We start from the raw sequence: 23,804 nt of genomic DNA on the forward strand, positions 1-23,804 counted from the left end.
TCTTCCCGAAATACCAAGACCAGTTATCGCTGGCGGAAAAGCTGCGCTTTCCCTGGCGATGGTAGCTCCTCGTTCGCAAGCTCACCATAACCTGAAGGCCGCAGGTTCAAATCCTGCCCCCGCAACCAAAAAAATAGCCCGCTGCAAAGCGGGCTTTTGCGTTGATAACGGGTCGAGGGTTTAACGCCTCCTCAGGGCCCCGCAAGGAGGCAAAGCCGACAAAGCGGGACAGAAAACAACCAAATCCTGAACCCGCAACCAATCCTTTCCCTACAGAAACACCCGTAACACAACACGCAATATTCAAAAACCCGCCTCCCGGCGGGCTTTTTGCGTTTCGGGGGCGACGGTAACAGTCATTCGACGAGTTCCGGTCGATTTCCGAGCGACGACTAGATAGTTGCTAAATGAATAATATTCTAATATACCTAGATCAGGCGCATCTTATATTTCACAATAGAAAGCAACGTCCGTCCATTCGGCGGCGCCTATTTATCCTATTCGGAAGGCAGTTCGATTTCATGAAGTAGATCAAAGATTTATTGGGGGAAATCATGCGAAAATGGGGATATTTCCTACTGGCGCCTCCATGTGGGTGGCGTCATCTTCTAATGCGGATCTCTGGGTTGCCTGCATTCTGCGCGGTGGTTTTGTTCACCGGGATTGCGTTCGCGCAAGCGCCGACCGAAGAGCAGCGTGATGCTATCAGGGCAGAGTGCCGGTCCGATTTCATAGCGAAATGCTCCGGGGTTACGCCGGGAGGTATCGAGGCGCTCACTTGTTTGCAGCAGCATAGCGCTACGCTTTCGGCGGGTTGTCAGAAGGCGGTGTCCGCCGTGAACGTCAAACCCAAATCGACATCCGCGGCGCCGACGCCGGCTGCGCCTGCAAATACTGCGGCGACTACCCCGGCGCCCGCAACCGGCACGCCGGCGCATCAGCCGACGCAGGCGCAGCGCAACGCGGTCAAATCGGCCTGTCAGCGCGATTTCATGGCGCAATGTTCTGGCGTGAGCCCGGGAGGCGCAGCGGCGCTCAGTTGTCTGCAGCAGCACAACGCGGCTTTATCGGCGCCATGTCAGCAAGCCGTTGCGGCATTGGGGGGATCGGGCGGAGCGGCGGCCGGTGCCGCGGCAACCGGCGCGGTCACGCCGGCCCCTCGGGCAATGATGCCAGCCTTCTCCCCGCGTGAAGAAGTGATGATCCTGCGGGAAACCTGCGGAGCGGACTTCCGGGCCTTGTGCCGCATGGTGCCTTTGGGGGGAGGGCGAGGCATTGCCTGCCTGCGCGACAATCTGCAACGCGTATCACCAGCCTGCCATCGCGTGCTGACCTCGGGGTTGTAACGCCCGTTGGGAATGTTTCTGAAAAAGACCAGCGCGCGCTCCGCTGAGAAATTTTGGTGTGCGCGGTCCCGCGAGTCCGCAAGCGGTGGTTTGTCCGCATGCACGCATTGCATCAGCACTTTTCATGTTCGGCTGCGCCAGGTCCGGCGCCATCTGCAATTCGATGAAACCAATGACGACAACGAAAGGCATTGCCATGTCATCGACTTTCCTTTTCCCGCGATTGAGGCGGATGCTCCTGTGTGTTTCGCTTGCCGCCAGTCTGGTGCCGCCGACCAGCGCGTGGGCTGATGATGCGAAGGCTCTTTTGAAGACGATGTCCGATTTTCTGGCGGAGCAGAAGACGATATCCTTCAGCTACCAGTCGTCGCTCGAAGCGGTGACGCCCGACTTCGAGAAACTTCAGTTCGTGAGTTCGGGGACAGCCAACCTGACCCGCCCCGACAAGCTGCGGGTCACCAGGACCGGCGGCTTTGCCGATCTCGACGTGAGTTTCGACGGTTCGTCGCTGACTGTCCATGGCAAGAACCTCGACGCTTATGCCAAGATCGACGGCAAGGGTTCGCTCGATGAGCTGATCGACAGGCTGATGACCGCAGGTGTCGAAGCGCCGGGCGCCGATCTTTTATCCTCCAACGTCTATGACGTGCTCATATCAGATGTGACGGAGGCCAAGCATATTTCCAGCGCCTTCGTGGATGGGGTCGAATGCGAATATCTGGCCTTCCGAACGCCTGAGATCGACTGGCAGATCTGGATACAGAACGGCCCGCAACCCATACCGCGGCGATACGTCATCACCAGCAAGCACGTCGTCCAGGCGCCGCAATACACGCTCGAAATCAGCGATTTCAAAAGCGGGGCGGATGTGGCTGCTGTTTCCTACACCATCGAGGTTCCAGCCAGTGCAAAAACCGTCGATCTCAGTGAGCTGCAATCGCTCGACGAGTTGCCTGAGGCTGCCGATATGGGAGACGTAAAATGACCTATAACAAGCTGTTCCTCACCCTCGGCCTTGCCGGTTTTCTGACATTCACCGGCTTCCACGTCGATGAGTACGGATCCATGCCACTGTCGATCGGCTTCGCCACGCCGGCGGGCGCCGTCATCGGCAGACCGCTGACGCCGCTCTCCTATGCAGGTGTTGCCCGCCGGACGACACGCCGGGTTGTCACACGCACGACGACGACCATCGCCGTGCTTCCAGGAGGCTGCCGCTATGGTCCCTATTACGGCGGCTATTATTATCGCTGCGGCGGTTATTATTACGCCAAGAGCGGCAACGTCTATGTGCAGGTAATCGTGCAATAATAGCGGCTCGCCTTACCGGAGTTTCGATATCTCCGCCTCCGCAACTGGTTCAACCGTGCTTGTGGCTGCTCCGCGGCGCTTCCAGTGTTCCTCAAGGCGCTGCAGCAGCACGTAGAATGAGGGGACGAAGAGGACGGCAAGGCAGGTCGAGGCGATCATGCCGCTGAAGACCGATATGCCGATCGACTTGCGGGCCGATGCGCCGGCGCCCGTCGCCAGCACCAGCGGCAGGACGCCGAGGATGAAGGCGAAGGACGTCATCAGGATCGGCCGGAAGCGCAGGCGGGCGGCCTCGACGGCCGCATCCAGGATCTCCATGCCTTCCGCCCGCTTTTCGCGGGCATATTCGACGATGAGGATGGCATTTTTGGCGGCGAGCGCGATCAGCAGGATGAGGCCGATCTGTGTATAGAGATTGTTGGCGACGCCCGCCAGGATGAGTGCCGCCACCGTTCCGAGAAGGGCGAGCGGCACGGCTGATATGACCGCCAACGGCAGGATCCAGCTTTCATATTGGCCGGCGAGCACGAAATAGACGAGGAGCATGGCCAGCGCGAAGACAAAATAGATCTGCCCGCCCACGGCCTTCTCCTGATAGGACAGCGCCGTCCATTCGAAACCGGTGCCTGGCGGCAGCGTCCGATCGGCAATCTGCTCCATCACCGCGAGCGACTGGCCGGAGCTGAATCCTGTGGCTGGCCCGCCGACGATGGTGGCTGTGGGATAGAGATTGTAGAGGCTGATCAGGGACGGACCTTGCGTCGTTTTAACATCGACGACCGTGCCAAGCGGCACCATGGTCCCGTCGCCGGCCTTGACCTTCAGATTGCGGATGTCTTCAGGGCTGATGCGGAAATCGGATGCGGCTTGCGCATAGACCTGGAAGGTGCGGCCAAACTTGTTGAACTGCGTCACATAGCTCGAACCGACATAGCCGGAGAGAGCGGAGAAGACCTGGCCCACGGTAATTCCCAGCGTCTCCGCCTTGATACGATCGACGGATACCGCAAGCTGCGGCACGTTTGAGCGAAAAGGTGTGCTGAGCCTCTGCAGCGATGATTGCGCATTGCCGTTCTTGACGATCGTATCGGCAAGCGATTGCAGCAGTGGATAGTCGGAGACGCCGTTTCTCAGTTGGACCTGCATGGTAAAGCCGTTGGCATTGCCGACGCCCTGGATCGGAGGCGGCACGACCACCAGAGTTTTGGCGGCCAGCACGCTTTGCAGCGCCTGGTTCAGATGCTGATAGATCGACAGTAGGTCTTGTCCCTTCGCCTTGCCGCGCTCGTCCCAATCCTTGAGAACGACATAGGCGACTCCGGCATTCTGCAGGCTGGCACTGTTGTCGAGAACGGAAAGGCCACTGATGGTCAGCACCTGATCGACGCCAGGTGTGGTTTCGGCGATCTTGCCGACCTCTTCCATCACCGCATCCGTCCGTTCCTTCGAAGCGCCGTCGGGCAATTGCGCGCTGATCAGCACATAACCCTGGTCCTCGAGGGGCAAAAAGGCGGTCGGCAGGCGCGTGAGTCCCCAGACGGCGACGCCGATCAGCGCAAGTGCCGCGATCGCCATGATACCGCTGCGGCGGGTCATCGATCCAATCAATCCGGCATAGTGGCGCTCGCCCCAATCATAGCCCCTGTTGAAGCTGCGATAGAAGACGTTGCGTTTCTCGGGCGGGACCGGCGCGCGCAGCCAAAGGGCGCATTGAGTCGGTTTCAGCGTGACGGCATTGATGGCGCTGATTAGCGCCGTGGCGGCAATCACGAGCGCGAACTGCCGATAAAGCTGGCCGGTCAGGCCGGGCAGGAAGGCGGCCGGAATGAAAACGGCCATCAGCACCAGCGTGATGCCGATGACCGGGCCGAGCAGTTCCTCCATCGCCTTCTCGGCGGCCTGGCGGCCGGACATGCCCGCCTCGATGTGCCGGGCGACACCTTCGACGATGACGATGGCATCATCGACGACGATGCCGATGGCGAGAACGATGGCAAACAGTGTCGACAGGTTGACGGTGAAGCCCAATGCCGCCATGGCGGCGAAGGCGCCGATGATGGTGACCGGAACGGTGGTCGCCGGCACCAGCATCGCCCGCCAATCCTGCAGGAAGACGAGGATGACGATGAGAACGAGAGCGCCGGCCTCGATCAATGTGACGTAAACCTCGTCGATCGAGGCCTTGACGAATTTCGTCGTGTCGAACGGCACGTGATACTCAAGGCCCGGCGGAAAGCTCTTCGAGAGCTCCTCCATCTTCGCGTTCACTGCCTGCGCCACTGCAATGGCATTCGCCTCCGGCAGCTGGAAAATGCCGATGCCGGCCGCCGGCCGGCCATTCTGCATGAAGGACTGGCTGTAGGTCTGGGCGCCGAGTTCGACGCGGCCGATATCGCGGACGCGGGTGATGCGGCCGCCCTGTCCACTTTCGACCTTGACGATAATGTTCTCGTAGTCGGCGGCTTCGTTCAGCCGGCCGTTGACGTTCAATGTGTATTGAAAGACTTGTCCCTTCGGCACCGGCGGAATGCCGATTTGACCGGCGGCGACCTCCTGGCTCTGCTGCTGCACGACGCTGACGACATCTTGCGGCGTCAGGCCTCGCGCCTGCAGCAGGTTTGGATCCATCCAGATGCGCATGGCATATTGGCCGGCGCCGAACACGGTCACGTTGCCGACGCCCGGCAGGCGGGCGAGTTCGTTTTGCAGATTGATGACGGCGTAGTTCGACAGGAACAGGCTGTCATAGCCGCTGTCGGGCGATGTCAGGCTGACGAAGCCGAGGATCGCCGTCGATTTCTTTTGCGTCGTCACGCCCTGAAGCTGCACGGCTTCGGGAAGCGACGACATCGCTATGGCGACGCGGTTTTGCACCAGAACTTGCGCCTGATCAGGATCCGTTCCGATGGCAAAGGTGACGGTCAGCGAATAGGTCCCGTCGCTGGCGCTCGTCGACTGCATGTAGAGCATGTCTTGCACACCGTTGACCTGCTGCTCGATCGGCAACGCGACGGTGTCGATAAGGGTCTGGGCGTTGGCGCCCGGGAAGCGCGTCGTCACCTGCACCGTCGGCGGAACGACATTTGGATATTGCGCCACAGGCAGCTGGAACAGGGCGACCGCGCCGATGAGCACGAAGACCAAGGCCAGAACGTTGGCGAGCACCGGTCGCTCGATGAAGAAACGCGAGATCATGCTGTTGTCCTCAGACGTTCAGATGAGCATGGTGGCGAATTCACTGCGTGGTGGTGTTGGCCTTGGCATCGCCGGCGGCGCTCGCCGCCGGGTTCATTTCCATTTTCTCGGGCGTGACCTTATTGCCGGGGATCGCCTGTTGGATGCCTTGAGTCACGACCCAGTCGGCCGGATCGAGGCCTGAGGCGATAACGCGAAGCGAGCCTTCGCGCTGGCCGGTCTTGACCTGTTTCTGCTCGACGACATCGTTCTTGCCGAGAACGAGCAGGTAGCTGCCCAACTGGTTCGTTCCAATGGCGTCGTCGCGCACCAGCAAAGCCTTGTCGTTATGGCCGACCGGCACTCGGACCCGCACGAAGAGACCCGGCAACATGGCCCGGTCCTTGTTGTCGAACAAGGCGCGCACCTGAAGTGTGCCTGTGGAGGCATCGAGCTGCGGCGATACGTAGTCGAGATGACCCTTGTGCGGATAACCTTGTTCTGTCTGCAGGCCAATTTCCGCAGGCATGCTCGGAAGGTCCGTCTGCTTGAAGGCATGTCCCTGCCTTGCCATGGTTTCCTTGATCGTCAGCACCTGGACTTCGCTGACGTTGAAATAGGCATAAAGTGGATCCGTCTGGACGATACTGGCGAGTTTGGTGGGGCCGGACACGCCGACGAGTGCGCCGATATCGACGAGATGGTCCGTGACGGTGCCATCGAAGGGGGCAAGCACCTCCGTATATCCCAAGTTGATCGTCGCCAGCTCGAGATTGGCCTGGGCGTTGAGGATGGACGCATTGGCCTCGTCGAGCGTCGCCCTGGCGCTGTCGACTGCGGTCTGTGTGGTGACCTGTTGCTTCGACAGATTGAGCTGCCGATCATATTCCTGCTGCGCGCCCACCTGCGATGCCTGTTGCGAGGCGAGTGACGCCTTCGCCTGGTCGAACTGCGCCTGGTAGGTGTTGCGTTCGATTCCGAAGAGCTTGGTGCCCTTCGCCACCGTCATGCCGTCCTGGTAATCGATCGACTCGATGTAGCCCTGGACGCGTGCCTCGATATCGACGGAATTCAGCGGCGCCGTATTGCCGGTGAGTTCGAAATACAGGGTGACCGGCTGCTGGACCGGCTGGGCGACGCGAACCCGAGCTGGCGGAGGGGGGACGTAGGTGTTGCCGCTGTCCTCGCAGCCAGCGAGAATTGCCATGCCGGCGAGCACCACCGACAGGTGCAGACCCTGATCCAATCTCACACGCATTGCCGCCGCCCCGGTGTTTACGAGCCCCAGTCTTCATGCGTGCCTCGGCGGAGACGACCCTCTCCGAAAAGTTCCGGGCATGCGATATTATGTCGCGGCATTGCCGCAAATTGCAATAGCTGCCGGGGCACAATTGAATCATGCCGAAGTTTGCCGTTCCCGCCACGAGATGGCTATGGTTTTCCCAGCCGTTCGATGGCGGACTGCAAGGGTGCGTCCGAAACACGGATCAGACCGACATATGGATTGGCCATGTCCGAAATCAGGAAGACCGCGCCAGCGACGGACAGGGCGCAAACCAGCAGAATTGACAGCACCGTCAGGTTGGCCGGCGCCTGCAGCCCGAAGGTCGCAAAAAGCAGCGAAAGCCAGCAGACGAGCACAGCGAGGAAAGCCCAGGGCAAACCCTCTTTACCGGATTCGACCAGCAGCCAGTGGGTCTCGGCCACCATGCCGCTCACATCAAGAGCGCGTGCCTGGAGGGAACGCTGCACGGCATCCTTCGGCGAGAGGGATCGAAGATCGCCCTGGACCGCCTCGATATCCTGATATTCTCCCAGCGCCCTGCCGGATGCCTCGTCGGTGGTTTCGGCCGACCAGCCGCGGCCCAGGCGTTTCTCGATCAATTCACGCAGCAATTGCCGCGCCTTGTCTGTTTCCGGCCCGTACTGGGCCATGACGCGGTCAAGCAGGAGCACCCGTGCCGCCGCCGTTCTCATTTCGACTTCGGCATTGTCGTATGTCGTCTTGGCGGATGCGATCAAGAGGCCGAGCGCCAATGCCGACAGCGTTCCCACCACCGCGGTCGCCAGCCTGATGGCGTCCTTGGATTCAGCATTGAGGTGATGATCCGGCAAGCGGTCGCGCACCAGCAATCCTATCGATGTCGCCGCCGACAGAAAAACAAATACAATCCCGCCAAGCAACAGTGAGTTCAAGTCCGATCTCCGTATGGTATAACTGCCATCATCATAACGGAAGACACGCAGGGAGTGGAATATTTTACCTTCCTTCGCGGCCGCTTTAGCTTCTTGTTTTTATATATGTCGTTATCCGGGAGCCGCTGCACACTTCCCGGCGACATGCATTCGTCATTGCTGGAAAATAAGCAGCACGTAAGCCAGGAAAAGCACCAGGTGGACCGCACCCTGCATGAGATGGGTGCGGCCGCTGGCAAAGGTGATGATGCTGACGGCAAGGGTGAGCAGCAGCATCACCAGATCTCCGTGTTCCAGGCCGAGGGTGACCGGGTGCCCGTAAAGACGGCTGATCACTAGCATCGCCGGCACGGTCAGCCCGATCGTCGACAATACCGAACCAAGGAAGATGTTGACGGAGCGCTGAAGATTATTGGCGATGGACGCACGCGCGGCGCTGATTGCCTCAGGCGTTGCGACAAGGACGGCCATCACAACACCGCCAAATGCGGTTGGAGCATGCAGGGTTTCGATAATGTAATCGATCGGCCGCGCGAGCTGTTCGACCAGGAAGACGACGGGACCCATATAGGCGACAAGCAGAATGGCATGAGGCCAGACCGGTCCGTGGCGAGGGACGCGCTCGCCGCGCGGCTCGTGGCCGCTGCTGTCATCAGCGAAATAATCCCGATGGCGGCCGGCTTGAAGAAACAGAAACGTGGCATAAAGGCCGACGGATATTACGCCCAGTATCAGTTGTCTCGGTGCCGATGGATGCTGCCCGTCCGGGTCTGCAAGAAATGTCGGCATGACCAGGCTCAAGGTCGCCAGCGGCACGATCACGCCGAGATAAGCGTTGGCGCCCTGCAGGTTATGCTGTTGTTCCGGTCGCCGCCACGCACCCAGCAGCAACGACAGGCCGACCATGCCGTTCAGGATGATCATGACGACTGCAAACAGCGTGTCGCGCGCAAGTGTGGGATTGTTTTCGCCGTGAAGCATGACGGCTGATATCGCCATCACCTCGATCGAGGTGATGGCGAGTGTCAGAATGAGGGTGCCGTAAGGCTCCTTCAGCCGCTCCGCGAGGTGGTCTGCGTGCCGCACGACCGACAGAGCGGAGCCGAGCACGACGGCAAACAGCCAGCCGAAAACGACAGTGAACCAAAGCGGATCGGAAAGCTGACCGAAGAGCTGCTCCTGGAAAGCAAGAAATACGAAACTCGTCGCGACGCTGATGCCTAGGAACCATTCATCGCGCACCAGGCTGGTGGCGCTAACGGCACGCAATGCGGGATCGTCCGTCATCGAAACCACCCGCCTACTGGCAAATGCCGCCGCAATGCGATCATCAACACCATCGTGTCCGCCCGCTGTCTTCTGCCCGCCACCTGAGCCAAGCGGAGATAAGGCTGCCTTAAGGCGAACCGAACCTCAAGCAAGATCGTATGTCACTGAGCAAAACTTGCAGGTCTCCGTCGTTTTATCACCCGCTGATCGCGGCAAGGAGCAGTCGCCAGAACGCAAGGGCAAGGCGAGGTTCGGTGAAATGTCGACGCTGGCGACTGCAGCGCCTTGCGGCGGCCGATCACGCCACGCATTCTGCTATTCGCGGCCGGTTGCGGGGATCGCCGCGCCGGTGACGACGGCTGCAGCCGGCGAAATCAGGAAGGCGATGAGACGGGCGATCGATTGCGGCGATACCCAGCCGTCGGTCTTGGCATTGGGCATGGCGGCACGATTCTCGGGCGTGTCGATTGTCCCGGGCAAAATGCAATTGGCGGTGATGCGGTCGTCGCGGCTTTCGGCGGCGATCGCTTCCGTCAGCCGGATGACGGCGGCTTTCGAGGCGGCGTAAGCGGCCTGATTGGCTCCGGCCTTCAGGCCGGGCGCGGCAGCGACATGAACGATTCGACCGTAGCCTGATGCCTTCATCGTCGGGAGAACAGCGGCACTGATCGTCAGCGCGGTGCGGGCATTGGCGGTCATCATCGTCTCCCACTGCGCAGGGGCGTCCGGCCCGACCGGTCCCATCCGGAAGCCGCCGACGGTATTGACCAAGGCACTGACGCCGCCGAAATGCTTGACGGCCCGGGCGACAGCGGCGGCGCAGGAGGCATAGTCGGTGAGATCGGTTCCCGCGATCGACAGAAACTCGGTGGAGGCGGGAAGGTCGCCGGCCAAGGCTTCCAGCTCCTGGCTCGAACGGTTCATGCAGACGAGTTTTGCGCCGCCGGCGGCGAGCTCACGGACAACGGCGCTGCCGAGATTACCGCCGGCTCCCGTAACGATCACGGCTTTCTGGTCGTTCATGGCAATCGATCTCCTGCCGGTGCCGGTCTTTGATGGCGCGCATTGTTGATACAGGCTGCGCGCGGCAGCGCAAGCCCAGCAGTCGCGACAAGGTCAGACATCTTGCGGAACTGTCCTCGGTGCTATCCGGAGGCAGTTCCGCCGTCATTGCTCAACGGTTTCGTCGGGTCGGCCGTTAGTGATATTTCGTCCGTTCGCGACCGAGAATCTCGGGCGCGTCAAGGCCGGAAATCGGGCGGGTGACATCGGCCGGGATGTCGCCGGTGAGCTGCAGATCGAGATAGCGGGCACAGCAGACGCGCAGGAAGGAGGTAAAGTTTCCAAGATCATGGCCGGCATCGATCGATTCATGATGCAGCCGGGTGATCAGCTGAACGACATTCATGCCGTCGCGCCGGGCGACTTCCTCGAGCTTCGACCAGAAGAAGTTCTCCAGCCTGACGCTGGTAACCATGCCGTCGATGCGCAGCGACCGGGTGGTGCTTTCCCAGAGCCGCGCATCCGCCTTGATGAACAATTCGCACATGTCGTCCTCCCGGTGTTGCCCTCCTCAGGCGGCGTTGGTTTCGAGCAGCGCTGCCGCATCGAGCACGGCCATGAACTGACGCAGCCATGACGGATGTGCCGGCCAGGCCGGCGCCGTGACCAGGTTGCCGTCCGAGACCGCATCGGTAATTGAGATATCGGCGTAGGTGCCGCCGGCAAGCTCGACTTCCGGCCGGCAGGCGGGATAGGCCGAGCAGGTGCGGCCCTTCAAGACGCCGGCGGCAGCGAGCAGCTGGGCGCCATGGCAGATAGCGGCAACAGGTTTTCCGGCATCGAAGAAGTGCCGGACCGCTTTGAGGACGTCGGCATTGAGGCGCAGATATTCCGGCGCGCGGCCGCCGGGGATGACGAGGGCATCATAATCTTCGGCCCGCACGCTGTCGAAAGTGGCGTTCAGCGCGAAATTATGGCCGCGTTTTTCGGAATAGGTCTGGTCGCCTTCGAAATCATGAATGGCGGTGGCGACGGTCTCGCCCGCGTTCTTGCCGGGGCAGACGGCGTCGACCGTGTAGCCGCAGGCGAGCAGCGTCTGGAACGGCACCATCGTTTCGTAATCTTCGGTGAAATCACCGGTGATCATCAGGATTTTTGAGGCTGGCATCGTATCCTCCTTTGAAACCAACAGCCGAAGATTAACAAAGAGCGGCGTGCAGAAGGTACTATGGGAATACTACAGCCGAAATTCCCTAGATCGCGCTGACCGTTCCGTTGGGCACAGCGCAAGCCTCGCCGCCGCCGAAGAGGCGGGAGCGGGTGAGGAAGCGTTTCTCGCGGCCGTTGTCGAGCGAGAACATGCCGCCGCGGCCGGGAACAACGTCGATGATCAGTTGCGTATGCTTCCAGGCCTCGAACTGGCTGGCGCTGATATAGACCGGCACGCCGCCGATCTCGCCGAGTTTGACGTCGTTGTCGCCGACCATGAATTCATTGGCGGGATAACACATCGGCGAAGAGCCATCGCAGCAGCCACCGGACTGGTGGAAAAGGATATCGGAATGATCCCGCTTGATCTCGGCGATCAGGTCCAGAGCTGCGTCGGTTGCGAGGACACGCGGTTCGCCGTTGACGGTGGTTTCCATTGTTCTTTCTCCGAAGTTTCGGGAGGAGAATTCCCCTCCCCAACCCCTCCCCACAAGGGGAGGGGCTAAGCTGCGGTGCCGGCCCCGCAAGACAACAAGCCGGCTGCATATGCTGCGCTCAGGAATGAATGCGGCTAGTGCCGCACGTTAAGCCCCTCCCCCTTGTGGGGAGGGGTTGGGGAGGGGTTTTGACCCTCCCACCATGCTCCCGCTTCTCAGAAGAAGCCGAGCGCCTTCGGGCTGTAGCTTACCAGCATGTTCTTGGTCTGCTGGTAGTGCTCGAGCATCATCTTATGAGTCTCACGGCCGATGCCGGACTGCTTGTAGCCGCCGAAGGCGGCATGGGCCGGGTAGGCATGGTAGCAGTTGGTCCAGACGCGGCCGGCCTGGATCTCGCGGCCGAAACGGTAGCAGCGATTGGCGTCTCGGCTCCAGACACCGGCGCCGAGGCCGTAAAGCGTGTCGTTGGCGATTTCGAGCGCCTCCTTGTCGTTCTTGAAGGTGGTGACCGAAACAACCGGCCCGAAGATCTCTTCCTGGAACACGCGCATCTTGTTGTGGCCCTTGAAGATCGTCGGCTTGATGTAATAGCCGTTCGCCAGATCGCCGCCGAGGTCGTTGCGCGAGCCGCCGGTCAGAACCTCGGCGCCCTCCTGCTTGCCGATGTCGAGATAGGCGAGGATCTTTTCGAGCTGCTCGGTCGATGCCTGGGCACCGATCATCGTCGCGCTGTCGAGCGGGTTGCCCTGCTTGATCGCTTCGACGCGTTTGACCGCCTTTTCCATGAAGCGGTCGTAGATCGATTCCTGGACGAGGGCGCGGCTCGGGCAGGTGCAGACTTCGCCCTGGTTCAGGGCAAACATCGCAAAGCCTTCGAGCGCCTTGTCGAGGAAATCGTCATCCTCGGCCATCACGTCGGCGAAGAAGATGTTCGGCGATTTTCCACCGAGCTCCAGCGTCACCGGAATGAGGTTCTGGCTGGCATATTGCATGATCAGCCGGCCGGTCGTCGTCTCGCCGGTAAAGGCGATCTTGGCGACGCGGGAGCTGGTTGCCAGCGGCTTGCCGGCCTCGATGCCGAAGCCGTTGACGATGTTGAGAACGCCCGGCGGCAGCAGGTCGCCGACCAGTTCGGCCCAGAGCAGGATCGAGGCCGGGGTCTGCTCGGCAGGCTTCAGCACGACGCAGTTGCCGGCGGCAAGCGCCGGCGCGAGTTTCCAGGTGGCCATCAGGATCGGGAAATTCCAGGGAATGATCTGGCCGACGACGCCGAGCGGTTCATGGAAATGATAGGCGACGGTGTCGTGGTCGATCTCGCCGATCGAACCCTCCTGCGCGCGGATGCAGGAGGCGAAGTAGCGGAAGTGGTCGATTGCCAGCGGAATGTCCGCCGCCATGGTTTCGCGGATCGGCTTGCCATTGTCCCAGGTCTCGGCCTGGGCGAGCAATTCCAGTTTGTCTTCCATGCGCTGGGCGATCTTCATGAGGATATTGGAGCGCTCGGCAGCGGAGGTGCGGCCCCAATTTTCCTTTGCCGCATGAGCGGCATCGAGCGCGAGATTGACGTCCTTTTCATCGGAGCGGGGAATGTCGCAGAGCTTGCCGCCGGTGACCGGCGTCAGGTTTTCGAAGTATTTGCCCCCGACCGGCTCGCGCCATTCACCGCCGATGTAGTTGCCGTATTTCAGCTTGAACGGCGATTCGACGATTTTCTGATGAAGCATGTCATCCTCCCTTGATGATCCAGGTTCCGAAGCGAACCGGTGGGAGGAAAATGTGCATGTTTTGACGCAGGGAACAGGGCGGTTTTTCAATATCGCAGCGCACAGTGTCGCAGACATGCGACAGGTCACATGACGATCGACGGCGTCGGCGGAACTTTCGAGCGCCTAAAGCGCGTCACATCAAACTTGATTCATGCGACGCGCTTTAGCTCTTTGCTTTGATGCATGTCGTTATCCCGGAACCGCTGCACACTTCCGGGCGACATGCATTCGTCATTGCAGGTCGAACTTCTTCATCTTCCGGTGCAAGGTGGCGCGGCTTATGCCGAGGGCGACGGCCGCCTGCGAGACGTTGCCGCTGGTGCGCGACAGTGCCCGCAACAGGGCGGCCTTTTCCGCTTCGACGATCTCTTCCTGCTGCGGGACGCCGGCCTCATGCAAGGCATCGGCAGCCGGAATGCCGGCGGCAATGCGCCTGTCGTCCAGCTGCAGCGCGATGCGGGCGGCACGCGTCGCCCCAAGCACCAGATCGTGCCGGTCGACGGCAAGCAGGGCGGCGGCGGAATTGACGCCGGCCGGAACCATCAGGAAACGGGCGCTGGGAAAGGCCGCGCGGAAGAGGTTGAGCTCGATGCGCATCGCCGCATCGCGCACGGTCTGCGTCAGGATCGTCAGCGTCATCTCGTTGACGTCTTCACGGCAAGTGGAGATATCGAGGGCTGCGGCCACCCGGCCACGATGATCGCGGATCGGTGCCGTCGTGCAGCTGAGGCTGGTATTTGCGCAAAAGAAATGTTGATCGCGGAAGATGGCGACGGCGCGCTCGTCGGCAAGGGCGGTGCCGATGCCGTTGGTGCCGATGCTCGCCTCGGTCCAGACCGAGCCGGTCCACAGCCCGAGTTCGTGGAACTCCTTGTCGTCGCCGGCAGCACCCCGACGCTCCAATGCAATGCCGTTCCTGTCGGTCAGAAGCAGGCAGCAACCGGCCTTGCCAACGGTGGTAAAGAGACGATCGAGCTCTTCAGTCGCGCTGGCGATCAGCTCCCCGGACTGTTCGCGGGCACGCCGGAATTCTTCATCGGTAACCCGCAGCGGCGCCCGTTCGTCCTCCGGAGCGAGCTGGTGCATGGTCATGCATCGCCGCCAGGAGGCGACGACAGGAGAACTGGCTGCAGCGGAATCGCGCTGGGCAGAGGTGTAGACATGCTCGGCGTGTGCTGAATGTTCGTGCATCGGCTCCTCCCACGGAACTTCAGCATAGTCTGATGGAAAAGCGGCCGGTTTGCAATCAGCCGGAACCTGAGGTTGTCAGCGTGCGGCGAAAGTGGCCTATTCACGTTTCGGTGTTTGAGAGATGAGAGTGTAACAAAAGACCGCTCTCGCTCGTAGTTCTGTGCAGAGGCAAGTTCTGCCAGGCGAGGAGATCCCGACCATGTTGAACAGACGATTGTTGCTGATGGGTGCCGCTTTCGGGGCGCTTGCGGTTCGCTTGGGGCTGGCCGGCAAGGCGATCGCTGGCGAGACGTTCGCGGTGACGCACACCGAGGAGGAATGGCGCAAGCTGCTGACGCCGGATCAATTTGTCATCCTGCGTCAGGCGGGGACGGAGGCTCCCTTCACCAGCGCCCTGCTGCATGAGGAGCGGAAGGGCAACTTCGCCTGTGCCGGCTGCGACCAAAAGCTGTTTTCCTCGGCGACCAAATTCGACAGCAGCACCGGCTGGCCGAGCTTTTGGGCGCCGCTCGACCATGCCGTCGGCACCACCAACGACACGACGTTCGGGATGGCGCGCACGGCGGTTCATTGCGGCCGTTGTGGCGGCCATCTCGGCCATGTCTTCGATGATGGTCCGAAGCCAACCGGGCTTCGCTACTGCATGAATGGCCTTGTCATGTCATTTCATCCAGCCTCGGCCTGATCGAAGGAAGGTCTCGTTGGCTGCTTCAGTGCTGGCGAGCGCCAGTGCCTATCCTTGCAGCCAGGCTTCGATGCCGCGTGCCGCGGCCCGGCCGGTCGCCAGGCAGGCGGTGAGGAGATAACCGCCAGTCGGCGCCTCCCAGTCGAGCATCTCGCCGGCAACGAAGGTGCCGGGCAGCGCCTTCAACATGTAGCTGTCGTCGATGCTGCTCCACCTGATGCCGCCGGCCGAGGAGATCGCCTCGCCGATCGGCCGGGTTTCGAGAACCGGAAGCGGCAGGGCCTTGATCATAGCGGCGAGGCGTTCGGGATCGGTTCGATCGCGCTCCGGCGTGAATTCCCGCAGCAACGCCGCCTTGACGCCGTCGAGGCCCGCGCCCTTGCGCAGGCGGTTTGAAAAACTGGATTTGGCGTCTTGCCGCGTAAGGTCGCGCACCAGTCTTTCGATCGTTCGGCCCGGTGCGAGATCGAGTGTCAGGGCGGCGTCGCCGTGGTTCTGCAGCCGGTCGCGCAATGCTGCGGCATTGGCATAGACGAGGCTGCCCTCGATGCCGCTTGTGGTGATGACGAATTCACCGGGAAAGCTGCCGGCTTCGGAGGTGGCGGTGACCGATTTTACCGGCTCGCCGGCGAAACGTTCGCGGAAGCTTTCGCTCCAGTCGACGACGAAGCCGCAATTGGCGGGTTTAAAAGCGTCGATCTCAACGCCCCGTTCCGATAGCCAGGGCAGCCAGCGCGCATCCGAGCCGAGGCGCGGCCAACTTGCGCCGCCGAGCGCCAGCAGGGCCGCGTCGCAATCGACGATGCGCCGCCCCTCGGGCGTTTCAAAGGCAAAACCCTCTTCGGAAAAACCGATCCAGCGATGGCGGGTGCGGAGCGTGGTCCCCTGCGCCTCCAGCCGCCTGAGCCAGGCACGCAGCAAGGGAGAGGCCTTCATCACCTTCGGAAAAACCCGGCCGGACGAGCCGACGAAGGTTGTGGTCCCGAGTCCTGCCGCCCAATCCCTGATATCAGCAGGGGTAAAGGCATCAAGCGCCGAGCGCAGGCGGGCGGAGGCGGCACCGAAGCGCGTGGTGAAACGGCCATAGTTCTCGGAATGGGTGATGTTGAGACCCGACTTGCCGGCCAGCAGGAATTTGCGGGCGAGGGTCGGCATGGCGTCGTAGACCGTCACCGCATGGCCGGACAGCGAAAGCAGCTCGGCAGCCCCAAGGCCGGCCGGGCCGCCACCGATGATCGCGATCCTCTTCTCTTTCATGAATGTTTTCGCCTGATTCTTTCTGCGTGCAGTTTTGGCGCGGGCGCGTCCTGCCTGCAAGGATGGAAATCAGTGGTGCGGATGGGTGCATTGGCCGTGATCGGCCAGAACCTCGATGACGCGGCATTGGTCGACGCGGCCGTGGCCGCAGCCTTCCACCATGGTTTCCAGTTCGGCCTTTAAAGCCATCAGGCTACGGATGCGTTGCTCGACTTCGATCAGGCGAGCCTTGGCGATGGCATCGGCCGAGGCGCAGGACTGGTGCGGATCATCCTGCAGGGTCAGCAGCGCGCGGATCGCCTCGATCTCGAAGCCGAGTTCGCGGGCATGGCGGATAAAGGCGAGGCGGTTGATATCGGCCGGATCGAAGGAGCGCTGGTTGCCTTCGCTGCGGCTCGGGGCGGCAAGCAGGCCGATGCTTTCATAGTAGCGCACCGTCGGCACCTTGACGCCGCTTTGGCGTGCCGCTTCGCCGATCGTGATCTTTTTCATGATTTTCCTCTTGCACCTCTAGCCGCTAGAGGATGTAGGAGGAGTGCTTCTGTTTGACAAGGAAGCGGTTGATGGCTGAGACGAACGAGACGCGATACCGGGTTGGCGGCATGGATTGCGCTGCCTGCGCGACCAAGATCGACACGGCCGTCAGGCGGGTGGCGGGTGTCGCCGATGTTTCGGTCTCGGTGATGGCGGGAACGATGACCGTTCGCCACGACGGCAGCAGCGACCTCAAGGCGATCGAGAAGAAGGTGACGAGGCTCGGCTATTCGGTCTCGCCCTTTGCCGGAAGCACGACGCCAGCGCATGACCATGGCTCGCACGATCATCACGACCACGACCATGGGCACGGGCACGACCACGGCGATCACGCGGGCCATGACCACGGTCATGCCGGTCATAATCACGATCACGCAGATCACGATCATGACCATGGACAGAAGGAAATCGAGGGGCTGCATGGGCATGACCATGCGCCGATGGCCGGTCCCTGGTGGCAGAGCAAGAAGGGCCGGCTGACCATCCTTTCGGGTGCTGCCCTCGTTGCCGCCTATGCCATAGGCCATCTCGTGCCGGCGATCGCATCCTATGCCTTCATCGTCGCCATGCTGGTCGGGCTGGTGCCGATCGCGCGGCGCGCCGTCATGGCGGCTTTCTCAGGTACGCCGTTTTCGATCGAAATGCTGATGACGATCGCCGCGGTCGGCGCCGTCATCATCAATGCCGGCGAAGAGGCGGCAACCGTCGTGTTCCTGTTCCTGGTCGGCGAGCTGCTGGAAGGGGTGGCTGCGGGCAAGGCACGCGAAAGTATCCAATCGCTGACGGCTCTGGTGCCGAGGAATGCGCTGCTCGAAGACAATGGTCAGACGCGGGAGGTGCCGGCGGAAACCCTTGCCGTCGGCGCGATCATCATGGTGCGTCCCGGCGATCGGATCTCGGCGGACGGCATCATCATTTCAGGCGAGAGCGCGATCGATGAGGCGCCGGTGACGGGCGAAAGCACGCCGGTGCGCAAGGGCGTCGATGCCGTGGTCTTTGCCGGAACCGTGAATGGCGATGCGGTGCTCAGGGTACGCGTCACGGCGGCGGCTGCCGACAATACCATCGCCCGTATCGTCAAGCTGGTGGAGGAAGCGCAGGAATCGAAGGCCCCGACCGAACGATTCATTGATCGGTTCTCACGTTACTACACACCGGGCGTGGTGGTGGTTGCAGCACTTGTGGCTGTCGTTCCGCCGCTGCTGTTTGGGGGGGCGTGGAGTGAATGGGTCTATAAGGGCCTTGCCATTCTGCTGATCGGCTGCCCCTGCGCGCTTGTCATCTCGACGCCGGCGGCGATCGCCGCCTCGCTTTCTTCGGGTGCGCGGCGCGGGCTGCTGATGAAGGGCGGCGCGGTGCTGGAAACGCTCGGCAAGGTGACGATGGTCGCCTTCGACAAGACGGGCACGCTGACGGAAGGCAAACCTCAGGTCACCGATATCATTTCTTTCGGATTGAGTGAGGCGCAGGTCTTGTCGCGCGCGGCGGTGCTGGAGCAGGGGTCTAGCCATCCCCTGGCGCTGGCGATTCTCAACCGCGCCAAGGCCGATGGCGTTCCCGTGCCGCCGGCCTTCGAGCTGGAGGCGCTGCCGGGCAAGGGCGTCAGCGGCAAAGTCGGGGGCGAGACGCTGGATCTGCTGTCGCCGCCCGCTGCCCGCGAACGCGGGGCGCTCGGTGCTGAACAGGATGCACGCATCACTGAGCTGAACGACGAGGGCAAGAGCGTGTCGGTGCTGCTCGTCAACAATGTTGCGGCCGGCCTGATCGCGATGCGCGACGAGCCGCGCGAGGATGCCAAGGCTGGGCTTACCACGCTCAAAGCGCGTGGCGTCAAGGCGATGATGCTGACAGGCGACAACAAGCGGACGGCGGCAGCCGTTGCCGGCATGCTTGGCATCGACTGGCGCGGCGAGATGATGCCCGAGGACAAGCAGCGGGTCGTCGGCGAATTGAAGCGCGAAGGCTTCGTCGTCGCCAAAGTCGGCGACGGCATCAATGATGCGCCGGCGCTGGCCGCCGCCGATATCGGCATCGCCATGGGCGGCGGCACCGATGTGGCGCTGGAGACCGCTGATGCCGCGGTGCTGCACGGACGCGTCGGCGACGTGGCGCGGATGATCGAGCTGTCGCAGCGGACGATGCGCAATATCATGCAGAACATCACCATCGCTCTCGGGCTGAAGGCGGTGTTCCTGGTGACGACGATTGCCGGCATCACCGGCCTTTGGCCGGCGATCCTCGCCGATACCGGCGCCACCGTGCTGGTGACGATCAATGCGTTGCGACTGCTTCGAGTAAGGATGTAAACACCCGATGTCGTCCTTGCGAGGCTCATCACCTGAAGAGTGGCGTAGACCGCTGACAAAGGACGCTAACCCCTCTTTCGTCATGCTCGGGCTTTTCCCGGGCATCTGCCTCCGGTCGATAGGCAGCAGACCCTCGGCTCAAGGCCGCGCCCGGCGCGGGCCACCATCTGCGCGAACAACTCGGCAAAAACGGCGCTCGGACGCAGGCCGTTGGCATCGGCGAACGTCGAGCGCGACACCGGGCGAGCGCCGAGGTGGTAAAGGCGCGCGCTGTGGCTCTGCAGGGAGCCGACGATCTCGCGTAGGCTGACGGCACCGGAAAGCTGGCCGTAAAGCAGTGCGATCAACTGGTTCTTCGTCGACAGCCGCCGAACATGCTTATCGGCCTGATGCTCCTCCACAAGTCTTTCGAAAGCCGCCCACGGAATCCGCTTCAACAGATCATGAAAGACGCTATTGTCATGCCGCACGGTGTTGCTCCTCTTTCCATGTTCGGGATCGTCGCCAAACGCTCGAACATGAGTAGAATCAACACCGTGCGCCCTGTCCACTCTTTTTAAACCGGACAGCAGTGGCTCAAGGCCGAGGATGACGCGGAGAGGGAGGTTTGTCATCAAATTGAGAGCGGCTATAGCCCGGCGGTCTTCGTTCTGACTTTTTCCACGAACTGTTTTCCTTAAGCCTTCGTTATCCATGTTTCTCACTGGAACGCAGTGATTTCAAAACTGCCGTAACGCAATGCATAAACCATCCATTGACGTAAATTTGGATTCGCGTACCATATTTAGTGTACGAGGTTCCTTCGATTCGTGAGTATCGCAGGCTAAGACGGGAATACGGTGCGTTGCGCCATTACGGCGCAGCAATGCCGGAGCTGCCCCCGCAACTGTAAGCGGCGAGCAACTGTCCGATTTCAGGTCACTGGAGCATGATGCTCCGGGAAGGCTGGGCAGGATGCTTTGACCCGTGAGCCAGGAGACCTGCCTCGAACAAAACGTCCACGGGCGGGGTGTCCGGAAGGTCGCGTTGCATGGCTGCGGGTGAATCCGCGTCGCGTTTCGCGAGGTCCGAACCTCCGCATGAGCCACTTCGGGGTGAAGTCATGTCAGTATCTCAGGTCAGGCCGCAACCCGCGCCAATCAGAGGGCCGATCACGCCCGTCGGCTGAACAGGCCGCATCGTTTAAACCATCAGAGAATGTTTCGACGGATATTGCGAGATTTCCGATCGATGTCCTGCGTCCCAATCGCGTCGTCACGAGGAACATCATGACCATTACCGTCTACAGCAAACCGGCCTGCGTCCAATGCACCGCTACTTACCGCGCCCTCGACCGCCTGGGCGTCGCTTATGACATCGTCGATATCTCCGAGGATGCCGAAGCGCTCGATCGCGTCCGCAGCCTTGGCTACATGCAGGCGCCCGTCGTCATCGCCGGGGAGCAGCATTGGGCCGGCTTCCGTCCCGATATGATCAGCGCGCTCTCCTGATCGAGGCTGAACGATGGGGCTGATCGTTTATTATTCCAGCCGGTCCGAGAATACCCATCGGTTCGTCGCCAAGCTTGGAATGCGCGCGGCGCGCATTCCAACCGGTGCCGCAGACGCATTCCGTATCCGTGAACCCTTCGTGCTTGTAGTGCCGACCTATAGCGGCGACGGCGGCAAGGGGGCCGTTCCCAAGCAGGTTATCCGTTTCCTCAACGATGCGGAGAGCCGAGGACACATTCGCGGCGTGATTGCCGCGGGCAACAGCAATTTCGGCGAGACATACGGGCTCGCCGGCGACGTTATCTCACAGAAATGCCAAGTGCCGTACCTCTACAGGTTCGAGCTGCTGGGCACCGAAGCGGATGTCGCCAATGTCAAACACGGAATGGAACGATTTTGGACACGGGAACAAATCTGACGCGGGATGCGGGCGCGAAGCCGGATAACACTTTTGCTCATCCCGCCGGCGAACGCCCTTTGAAAGCCGCGGAAACGCTCGACTATCACGCGCTGAACGCGATGCTGAACCTCTATGACGACGATGGGCGGATCCAGCTCGAGAAGGATCGTCTGGCGGCCAAGCAGTATTTCCTGCAGCATGTGAACCAGAACACCGTGTTCTTTCACAATCTCCGGGAAAAGCTCGATTACCTCGTGACCGAGGGTTATTACGAGCAGGAGGTTCTCGACCAGTATTCCTTCAACTTCGTGCGCGATCTGTTCGATCAGGCCTATGCGAGGAAATTCCGTTTCCCGACCTTCCTCGGCGCCTTCAAATATTACACCAGCTATACGCTGAAGACCTTCGACGGAAAGCGCTATCTCGAGCGCTACGAGGACCGCATCTGCATGGTAGCGCTGGCGCTCGCGCGCGGCGACGAGAGCCTTGCGCGCGAGATGGTCGAGGAGATCATTTCCGGCCGTTTCCAGCCGGCGACGCCAACCTTCCTCAATGCCGGCAAGAAACAGCGCGGCGAACTCGTCTCCTGCTTCCTGCTGCGCGTCGAAGACAATATGGAATCGATCGGCCGGTCGATCAATTCGGCGCTGCAGCTGTCGAAGCGCGGCGGCGGCGTGGCTCTGTCGCTGACGAATATTCGCGAAGCGGGCGCGCCGATCAAGCATATCGAGAACCAGTCGTCGGGCATCATCCCGGTGATGAAACTGCTCGAAGACAGCTTCTCCTATGCCAACCAGCTCGGGGCGCGGCAGGGAGCAGGGGCCGTCTATCTCAACGCCCATCATCCGGACATCATGCGCTTCCTCGACACCAAGCGGGAGAATGCCGACGAGAAGATCCGCATCAAGACGCTGTCGCTCGGCGTCGTCGTGCCCGATATCACTTTCGAACTCGCTAGGAATAACGAGGACATGTATCTGTTCTCGCCCTATGACGTGGAACGTGTCTTCGGCGTGCCCTTCACCGAGATTTCGGTGACGGAAAAGTATCGGGAGATGGTTGCGGACGCCCGCATCTCGAAGAAGAAAATCAAGGCGCGTGAGTTTTTCCAGGTGCTGGCCGAAATTCAGTTCGAGAGCGGTTATCCCTACATCATGTTTGAGGACACGGTGAACCGGGCGAACCCGATCGCCGGACGCATTTCGATGAGCAATCTCTGCTCGGAGATCCTGCAGGTGAGCGAGGCGAGCGACTACAATGACGACCTCTCCTACAAGCATCTCGGCAAGGATATTTCCTGCAATCTCGGCTCGCTGAACATCGCGGCGGCGATGGATTCCGGCGATTTCGGCAAGACGATCGAAACGTCGATCCGGGCGCTGACGGCGGTCTCCGACATGAGCCATATCTCCTCGGTTCCCTCGATCGAAAAGGGCAATGACGAGAGCCACGCGATCGGCCTCGGGCAGATGAACCTGCACGGCTATCTCGCCCGCGAGCGGATCTTCTACGGCTCCGATGAAGGCGTCGATTTCACCAATATCTATTTCTATACGGTGACCTACCACGCGATCCGCGCCTCCAACCTGTTGGCGGTCGAACGCGGCACGAGCTTCAAGGGTTTCGAGAATTCGAAATATGCCTCCGGCGAATATTTCGGCAAATATATCGACCAGCCCTGGGCGCCGGCGACGGACAAGGTAAGGGCGCTGTTCGAGACGGCAGGCATCGATATTCCGACACAGGCAGACTGGGCGGCCTTGAAGACGGCAGTGATGACCTCCGGCCTCTATAATCAGAACCTGCAGGCCGTGCCGCCGACGGGATCGATCTCCTATATCAACCACTCGACCTCCTCGATCCATCCGATCGTCTCGAAGATCGAGATCCGCAAGGAGGGCAAGATCGGCCGTGTCTATTATCCAGCACCGTTCATGACCAACGACAATCTCGACTATTATCAGGATGCCTACGAGATCGGGCCGGAGAAGATCATCGACACCTATGCGGCGGCGACCCAGCATGTCGACCAGGGCCTGTCGCTGACCTTGTTCTTCCGTGACACGGCAACGACGCGCGACATCAACAAGGCGCAGATCCATGCCTGGAAGAAGGGCATCAAGACGATCTACTACATCCGCCTTCGCCAGATGGCGCTGTCCGGCACCGAGGTGCAGGGTTGCGTGTCTTGTACGCTGTGATTTGAACTCGGCTTTTCGACCAGCAAGATG

Annotated in this window: 21 protein-coding genes, 1 pseudogene and 1 riboswitch; of the genes and pseudogenes, 9 read left to right on the forward strand and 13 right to left on the reverse strand. The window is 61.1% G+C overall.

Going from position 1 to position 23,804, the window contains the following annotated elements; genetic code table 11:
* The 4 genes from RCCGE510_RS35395 to RCCGE510_RS17205 form a co-directional block, all read left to right on the forward strand.
* On the forward strand, positions 1–184 hold a 184-nt coding region (locus RCCGE510_RS35395), incomplete at its 5' end, for a hypothetical protein (RefSeq protein ID WP_210162159.1).
* 370 nt (positions 185–554) lie between these two features.
* Positions 555–1,346, forward strand: a complete 792-nt coding sequence (locus RCCGE510_RS17195) for a hypothetical protein (RefSeq protein ID WP_037079075.1) — start codon at positions 555–557, stop codon at positions 1,344–1,346.
* Between the two features lie 196 nt (positions 1,347–1,542).
* Entirely contained in the window at positions 1,543–2,331 is a 789-nt protein-coding gene (locus RCCGE510_RS17200) for a DUF2092 domain-containing protein (RefSeq protein WP_037079089.1), read from the forward strand.
* Positions 2,328–2,657 carry a hypothetical protein gene (locus RCCGE510_RS17205; RefSeq protein ID WP_007631968.1) on the forward strand — a complete coding sequence of 110 codons (330 nt, stop codon included), beginning with the start codon at positions 2,328–2,330 and terminating at the stop codon, positions 2,655–2,657. Before RCCGE510_RS17200 ends, RCCGE510_RS17205 begins: the two co-directional genes overlap by 4 nt.
* Before the next feature lie 12 nt (positions 2,658–2,669).
* Here RCCGE510_RS17205 and RCCGE510_RS17210 read toward each other — a convergent pair whose 3' ends face one another.
* The 10 genes from RCCGE510_RS17210 to RCCGE510_RS17255 form a co-directional block, all read right to left on the reverse strand.
* On the reverse strand, positions 2,670–5,852 hold the full coding sequence (locus tag RCCGE510_RS17210) for a multidrug efflux RND transporter permease subunit (protein WP_007631969.1): 3,183 nt from the start codon (positions 5,850–5,852) through the stop codon (positions 2,670–2,672).
* Positions 5,853–5,892: 40 nt separating this feature from the next.
* A complete protein-coding gene (locus RCCGE510_RS17215) occupies positions 5,893–7,089 on the reverse strand; it encodes an efflux RND transporter periplasmic adaptor subunit (RefSeq protein WP_037079078.1) in 1,197 nt (398 codons plus the stop codon).
* Positions 7,090–7,262: 173 nt separating this feature from the next.
* A complete protein-coding gene (locus RCCGE510_RS17220) occupies positions 7,263–8,027 on the reverse strand; it encodes a DUF4239 domain-containing protein (protein ID WP_007631971.1) in 765 nt (254 codons plus the stop codon).
* A 153-nt stretch (positions 8,028–8,180) separates the two neighbouring features.
* Positions 8,181–9,314, reverse strand: coding sequence for a calcium:proton antiporter (locus RCCGE510_RS17225; protein WP_007631972.1), 1,134 nt, complete (start codon positions 9,312–9,314; stop codon positions 8,181–8,183).
* A gap of 297 nt (positions 9,315–9,611) precedes the next feature.
* Positions 9,612–10,319: an SDR family NAD(P)-dependent oxidoreductase gene (locus RCCGE510_RS17230; RefSeq protein ID WP_007631973.1), complete on the reverse strand. Its 708-nt coding sequence runs from the start codon at positions 10,317–10,319 to the stop codon at positions 9,612–9,614.
* 175 nt (positions 10,320–10,494) lie between these two features.
* On the reverse strand, positions 10,495–10,845 hold the full coding sequence (locus RCCGE510_RS17235; RefSeq protein WP_007631975.1) for a ribbon-helix-helix domain-containing protein: 351 nt from the start codon (positions 10,843–10,845) through the stop codon (positions 10,495–10,497).
* A 24-nt stretch (positions 10,846–10,869) separates the two neighbouring features.
* On the reverse strand, positions 10,870–11,466 hold the full coding sequence (locus tag RCCGE510_RS17240; RefSeq protein ID WP_007631977.1) for a DJ-1/PfpI family protein: 597 nt from the start codon (positions 11,464–11,466) through the stop codon (positions 10,870–10,872).
* An 85-nt stretch (positions 11,467–11,551) separates the two neighbouring features.
* Entirely contained in the window at positions 11,552–11,944 is a 393-nt protein-coding gene (locus tag RCCGE510_RS17245; RefSeq protein ID WP_007631978.1) for a DUF779 domain-containing protein, read from the reverse strand.
* A 215-nt stretch (positions 11,945–12,159) separates the two neighbouring features.
* The gene (gene adh / locus RCCGE510_RS17250; protein ID WP_007631979.1) at positions 12,160–13,668 is read right to left on the reverse strand and encodes an aldehyde dehydrogenase; all 1,509 of its coding nucleotides are present in this window, start codon (positions 13,666–13,668) and stop codon (positions 12,160–12,162) included.
* 273 nt (positions 13,669–13,941) lie between these two features.
* Positions 13,942–14,901 carry a helix-turn-helix domain-containing protein gene (locus RCCGE510_RS17255; RefSeq protein ID WP_007631980.1) on the reverse strand — a complete coding sequence of 320 codons (960 nt, stop codon included), beginning with the start codon at positions 14,899–14,901 and terminating at the stop codon, positions 13,942–13,944.
* Between the two features lie 199 nt (positions 14,902–15,100).
* Here RCCGE510_RS17255 and msrB point away from each other — a divergent pair, with 199 nt between their 5' ends.
* Positions 15,101–15,586, forward strand: coding sequence for a peptide-methionine (R)-S-oxide reductase MsrB (msrB, locus tag RCCGE510_RS17260; protein ID WP_037079082.1), 486 nt, complete (start codon positions 15,101–15,103; stop codon positions 15,584–15,586).
* Positions 15,587–15,634: 48 nt separating this feature from the next.
* On the opposite strand, the gene RCCGE510_RS17265 is transcribed toward msrB, so the two are convergent.
* Positions 15,635–16,843: a TIGR03862 family flavoprotein gene (locus tag RCCGE510_RS17265; protein ID WP_007631982.1), complete on the reverse strand. Its 1,209-nt coding sequence runs from the start codon at positions 16,841–16,843 to the stop codon at positions 15,635–15,637.
* Between the two features lie 69 nt (positions 16,844–16,912).
* A complete protein-coding gene (locus tag RCCGE510_RS17270) occupies positions 16,913–17,335 on the reverse strand; it encodes a helix-turn-helix domain-containing protein (RefSeq protein ID WP_007631984.1) in 423 nt (140 codons plus the stop codon).
* Between the two features lie 71 nt (positions 17,336–17,406).
* Between RCCGE510_RS17270 and RCCGE510_RS17275 the strand changes: the two genes are divergently transcribed.
* Entirely contained in the window at positions 17,407–19,683 is a 2,277-nt protein-coding gene (locus RCCGE510_RS17275) for a heavy metal translocating P-type ATPase (RefSeq protein ID WP_007631986.1), read from the forward strand.
* A 137-nt stretch (positions 19,684–19,820) separates the two neighbouring features.
* Here the strand turns inward: RCCGE510_RS17275 and RCCGE510_RS17280 are convergent.
* Positions 19,821–20,153, reverse strand: a pseudogene (locus RCCGE510_RS17280) (DUF4372 domain-containing protein); the annotation flags it as partial.
* Positions 20,154–20,460: 307 nt separating this feature from the next.
* Positions 20,461–20,686, forward strand: a riboswitch (cobalamin riboswitch).
* Positions 20,687–20,951: 265 nt separating this feature from the next.
* Here RCCGE510_RS17280 and nrdH point away from each other — a divergent pair.
* From nrdH to nrdE, 3 genes are read left to right on the forward strand one after another with little or no spacing between them, the layout of a single operon-like run.
* Complete coding sequence (gene nrdH, locus RCCGE510_RS17285; protein ID WP_007631990.1) at positions 20,952–21,173, forward strand: glutaredoxin-like protein NrdH; 222 nt, start codon at positions 20,952–20,954, stop codon at positions 21,171–21,173.
* A gap of 13 nt (positions 21,174–21,186) precedes the next feature.
* Positions 21,187–21,591, forward strand: coding sequence for a class Ib ribonucleoside-diphosphate reductase assembly flavoprotein NrdI (gene nrdI / locus RCCGE510_RS17290; RefSeq protein WP_007631992.1), 405 nt, complete (start codon positions 21,187–21,189; stop codon positions 21,589–21,591).
* Complete coding sequence (gene nrdE / locus RCCGE510_RS17295; protein WP_037079085.1) at positions 21,570–23,774, forward strand: class 1b ribonucleoside-diphosphate reductase subunit alpha; 2,205 nt, start codon at positions 21,570–21,572, stop codon at positions 23,772–23,774. The genes nrdI and nrdE overlap by 22 nt, the downstream gene beginning before the upstream one ends.
* Positions 23,775–23,804: the final 30 nt, after the last annotated feature.

The sequence above is a fragment of the Rhizobium sp. CCGE 510 genome (assembly GCF_000292525.1).
Taxonomy (GTDB): Bacteria; Pseudomonadota; Alphaproteobacteria; order Rhizobiales; family Rhizobiaceae; genus Rhizobium.

What these genes read in the sequence shown, in the direction of transcription:
- RCCGE510_RS17230 (WP_007631973.1), bottom strand. Translation starts at nt 10,319, where the DNA reads ATGAACGACCAGAAAGCCGTGATCGTTACGGGAGCCGGCGGTAATCTC.
- RCCGE510_RS17255 (WP_007631980.1), bottom strand. Translation starts at nt 14,901, where the DNA reads ATGCACGAACATTCAGCACACGCCGAGCATGTCTACACCTCTGCCCAG.
- msrB (WP_037079082.1), top strand. Translation starts at nt 15,101, where the DNA reads ATGTTGAACAGACGATTGTTGCTGATGGGTGCCGCTTTCGGGGCGCTT.
- nrdI (WP_007631992.1), top strand. Translation starts at nt 21,187, where the DNA reads ATGGGGCTGATCGTTTATTATTCCAGCCGGTCCGAGAATACCCATCGG.
- RCCGE510_RS17225 (WP_007631972.1), bottom strand. Translation starts at nt 9,314, where the DNA reads ATGACGGACGATCCCGCATTGCGTGCCGTTAGCGCCACCAGCCTGGTG.
- RCCGE510_RS17275 (WP_007631986.1), top strand. Translation starts at nt 17,407, where the DNA reads ATGGCTGAGACGAACGAGACGCGATACCGGGTTGGCGGCATGGATTGC.
- RCCGE510_RS17195 (WP_037079075.1), top strand. Translation starts at nt 555, where the DNA reads ATGCGAAAATGGGGATATTTCCTACTGGCGCCTCCATGTGGGTGGCGT.
- RCCGE510_RS17215 (WP_037079078.1), bottom strand. Translation starts at nt 7,089, where the DNA reads ATGCGTGTGAGATTGGATCAGGGTCTGCACCTGTCGGTGGTGCTCGCC.
- adh (WP_007631979.1), bottom strand. Translation starts at nt 13,668, where the DNA reads ATGCTTCATCAGAAAATCGTCGAATCGCCGTTCAAGCTGAAATACGGC.
- RCCGE510_RS17205 (WP_007631968.1), top strand. Translation starts at nt 2,328, where the DNA reads ATGACCTATAACAAGCTGTTCCTCACCCTCGGCCTTGCCGGTTTTCTG.
- RCCGE510_RS17270 (WP_007631984.1), bottom strand. Translation starts at nt 17,335, where the DNA reads ATGAAAAAGATCACGATCGGCGAAGCGGCACGCCAAAGCGGCGTCAAG.
- RCCGE510_RS17210 (WP_007631969.1), bottom strand. Translation starts at nt 5,852, where the DNA reads ATGATCTCGCGTTTCTTCATCGAGCGACCGGTGCTCGCCAACGTTCTG.
- RCCGE510_RS17240 (WP_007631977.1), bottom strand. Translation starts at nt 11,466, where the DNA reads ATGCCAGCCTCAAAAATCCTGATGATCACCGGTGATTTCACCGAAGAT.
- RCCGE510_RS17245 (WP_007631978.1), bottom strand. Translation starts at nt 11,944, where the DNA reads ATGGAAACCACCGTCAACGGCGAACCGCGTGTCCTCGCAACCGACGCA.
- nrdH (WP_007631990.1), top strand. Translation starts at nt 20,952, where the DNA reads ATGACCATTACCGTCTACAGCAAACCGGCCTGCGTCCAATGCACCGCT.
- RCCGE510_RS17200 (WP_037079089.1), top strand. Translation starts at nt 1,543, where the DNA reads ATGTCATCGACTTTCCTTTTCCCGCGATTGAGGCGGATGCTCCTGTGT.
- RCCGE510_RS17265 (WP_007631982.1), bottom strand. Translation starts at nt 16,843, where the DNA reads ATGAAAGAGAAGAGGATCGCGATCATCGGTGGCGGCCCGGCCGGCCTT.
- RCCGE510_RS17235 (WP_007631975.1), bottom strand. Translation starts at nt 10,845, where the DNA reads ATGTGCGAATTGTTCATCAAGGCGGATGCGCGGCTCTGGGAAAGCACC.